3 protein-coding genes are annotated in these 3,330 nt (G+C 55.5%); 1 reads left to right on the top strand and 2 read right to left on the bottom strand.

The features are described 5' to 3' along the window. Positions 1-296: 296 nt before the first annotated feature. The gene (locus tag RIFP1SYM_RS16045) at positions 297-1,241 is read left to right on the top strand and encodes a LysR family transcriptional regulator (protein WP_240991728.1); all 945 of its coding nucleotides are present in this window, start codon (positions 297-299) and stop codon (positions 1,239-1,241) included. A 26-nt stretch (positions 1,242-1,267) separates the two neighbouring features. Here the strand turns inward: RIFP1SYM_RS16045 and RIFP1SYM_RS16040 are convergent, their stop codons facing one another. After that, positions 1,268-2,131, bottom strand: coding sequence for an SEL1-like repeat protein (locus RIFP1SYM_RS16040; RefSeq protein ID WP_139042189.1), 864 nt, complete (start codon positions 2,129-2,131; stop codon positions 1,268-1,270). A 220-nt stretch (positions 2,132-2,351) separates the two neighbouring features. Continuing rightward, a partial coding sequence (locus RIFP1SYM_RS16035; RefSeq protein ID WP_240992154.1) for an Ig-like domain-containing protein occupies positions 2,352-3,330 on the bottom strand: 979 nt, incomplete at its 5' end.

The following is a 3,330-nucleotide window of genomic DNA, read 5'->3' as shown; positions in this document are numbered from 1 at the left end:
AGCGATCAAATCAGCCTATCCCCCTCGTCAAATAGCCGGGCTATTCTCCTCTGGCGATAAACTGATTTGATTTGCTCCCAGTGACTTTCGCTTCAAATGGCCAAACCCGACAGCCTCCTAAAAGGATAGACAAAATAGCAGCGAGGGGAGGGGGATATGGGCAAATCCTCCTCTTCCTTGCTCGCTTATCAGCTAGGCCTTGATTGAATAAATAAATAATTTCCAGATGAAGTATTGGTGATTTTTGTTGGAGAACTTACTATTGGGGCGCCCCGCTCTCAATGACGGATAGAGATATGTCGAGTACGCCCCAGATCTACTACAAGCAAAATCGCCTGAAACAGCTACGAGCGTTTTGCCATGCAGCGCAGACCGGTTCGATCAGCGAAGCCGCAGAACGTGTCTACCTGAGTCAGCCCACTGTCTCGCTACAGATTCAGGCGCTGGAGCGGGAGCTCAATACGGTGCTGTTCGAGCGTCGTGGGCCGAAGATCAAGCTGACCCCGGAGGGCGAAATCCTCTATAAACTGTCGCAGCCTCTGGTCGAGGGGATGGATAAGCTGCAGGAGACCTTCTCCGCCTACTGCGGCAAGCTGGAGAATGGCGAGCTCAACATCGCCGCCGGTGAGTCGACGATCCTCTACATCCTGCCTGAGCCGATGCGCCGTTTCGCGGCCCAGTATCCTGGTATCCGCCTGAAGCTGCACAATGTAACCGGGCGTGATGGCATGGCGATGCTACGTGCCGATGAGGCCGATTTCGCCATCGGCTCGATGTTGGAGGTGCCCGACGATGTAACCTATCAGCCGGTGGTCAACTATGGACCGGCGCTGATCACCCCCCCGGATCACCCGTTGGCCAGCAAGTCTGAGGTTACACTGCACGATATCAGCCCCTATGGGTTGATTCTGCCGCCGCATCATCTGAGCACCTGGCGCATGGTCGATTTGGTATTTGAACAGCACAATGCCAGCTATCAGGTCACCTTGGAGGCCGGCGGCTGGGAGGTCATCAAAAAGTATGTGGAGATCGGCCTGGGTATCTCCATCGTCACAGATCTCTGTCTCAGCGGCGATGAGAATCTGGCGAAGATCCCGCTCGGGCGCTATTTCCCGGACCGCAGTTACGGCATTGTGCTGCGACGCGGGAAGTTTCTCTCGCCCCAGGCGAAGCGTTTTCTGGAGATTACCCGGGAGGTGTTTGCCGACCAGGCGACCCAGATGCCGGTCGATAGCGAATGATGATCTGATCGATAGCGGCGGGGAGGTCAGGGGGCCTCTGCACGTGCTTTCTTGATCGCCTGCTGAATCGCTTTGACTGAACGTATCCAGGCACCCTGCTTGAATTTTTCATCGAGGGTTTCGAGTACGGCCAACGCCTCTTTCTTGCTTGGATAGTCGGCCATGGTGACGCCGATCCAGGTTGAGCTGTCTTTGTACTGAAAGCGAAACAGCAGCGCCTTTCCTCCCAGATCGTGTTCGTTGATGAAATCGACGGCTGATTTGAAGAGGCGGGCTGAGATCAGCTGAATTACATAGTGGTTGGGCGGGAAGGTCAGCAGTCGGGCTTCGCTGCGGAGTGGTTCGCGTGACCAGTCGATCGCAATGTCGCTGTAATCCAGGGGTTCTCCAAGTTCATCCAGCAGATCGACTGCATTCTGTACCCCCTGCAGGCCTACTGCGCGCATCCAGGCAATACCCTCCTCTTTGGCTGGCGGATCTGGCCGTTCATTGAGCAGTAGCGAAGCAAGGTTGAACTGGGCGCGTTGATAACCCTGGAGGGCGGCTTGGCGCCACCAGTACTCCGCTTTTCCCTTGTCGCTTGGGACGCCGCGTCCTCTGAGGTAGGCGTTACCGAGGTTGAACTGGGCTGGGGCATAGTTCTGTTTGGCAGCGAACAGGAACCAGTTGGTCGCCTTTACTGGATCTTTGTCGACACCGATGCCCTGAAAATAGAGTACACCCAGACCAAATGCACCGGCGGGGTCATTTTTTTTCACCGCCTTGCTGAAGAGATCAAGGGCTTGTTCCGGATGTCCCTCTTCGATGTAACTGGCGCCACGGGCCACCAGGTCGGCTGCTGCTTGGGCCGGGCAGGCAAGGGCGAACATGAGAATGAGCAGTGCAGCCAAGGTTAAGCTGAGCAAGCGTTGCTTGGCTGTTGTTAGCAGCGTCTGCCAGGATGGTTGGCAGGGGATATATGAAACAGGATCTAAATGAGCCAACAGTCGCCCTCCTAGGGTCTTTCGGCTCAGTATAAGGTGCGAAATAGGTGGTTCGAGGAACCGGGTCACATCAAAAATAAAATCGCCGGCTACGGCCGGCGATAAAGAGCCTCAGGACTGATGTTTATCATAGTTGTATCGCAACTTCATTGGCGTAGGCAGACTCATTTCCATCTGTGTCGACTGCGGTGACAGAAAAGTAGTGATTGCCAAGTGATTCGGCAGTGTAGTCGTAACTCGTGACATCGCCGGCCCAGATTGCCTCACCATAGTTACCGCTGCTGGTACCGTGGTAGATCTTATAGCCACTGATCTGTGCGGTAGTGTTCTCGCTCCAGGTGAGACGTAGCTGCGCGCTGCAGTTGCTAGTGCAATTGACCGTGATGGTGACCTCTGCCATGGCTGAATCACCGTCCGTATCCATTAGCTGATAGCTGAAGCGATCAGAGCCAAAAAAACCGTTGTTGGGTTGGTAACTAATGGTACCGTCAGAATTGACCTGTACACTCCCTGAGTTGGGATTAGCAGCTATGGTCAAGGTGATAGGGCTGTTGTCTATGCCGCTGTCATTGGCCAATATGTCGATGATGACTGAGCTGTTCTGGTTGGTTTCAGCATTGTCTGCGATGGCCGTGGGAACAGTGTTTATAGTGCCGGCTGAGCCGTCACCCTCATTTGTGCTGCCAGCATTACTGTTATCTCCGGTGGAAGTGCTGCTGCCGGCAGCGTCAACAGTGCTGACAGATTCGCTGTCGCTACTCGAGCTAGCATCGCTACCGCTGGCCACCTGATTGACCTGCTCAACGCCGCTGTTGTTGCTGTTGGCGACGATGGAGATGGTCTGATCCAAGCCGTTGCTCAGAGAGTTGTCGACACCGGCGTTGCTGAGTGCCTCGTCGGTATTGCCCGCGGTACCGTTTTGCAGCCCGCTCAGCAGGCTCAGCAGATCTCCCAACGGGATGTTCGGGTCGATCGCCTGGGCGGCGGCCAGTGCTGCCTGAGCCTGGCTGAGCATTAGGCTATTGACGTTGACCTCGGTCACTGAGCGGCGTATCGAGCGATCAGCGGTGCTGAGCACCTGGTCGATGGCGTCGTCCAGGGCGGTG

It is taken from the genome of endosymbiont of Riftia pachyptila (vent Ph05) (genome assembly GCF_000224455.1).
GTDB classification, from domain to species: Bacteria; Pseudomonadota; Gammaproteobacteria; order Chromatiales; family Chromatiaceae; genus Endoriftia; species Endoriftia persephonae.
This window is presented reverse-complemented; position numbering and strand designations above follow the sequence as displayed.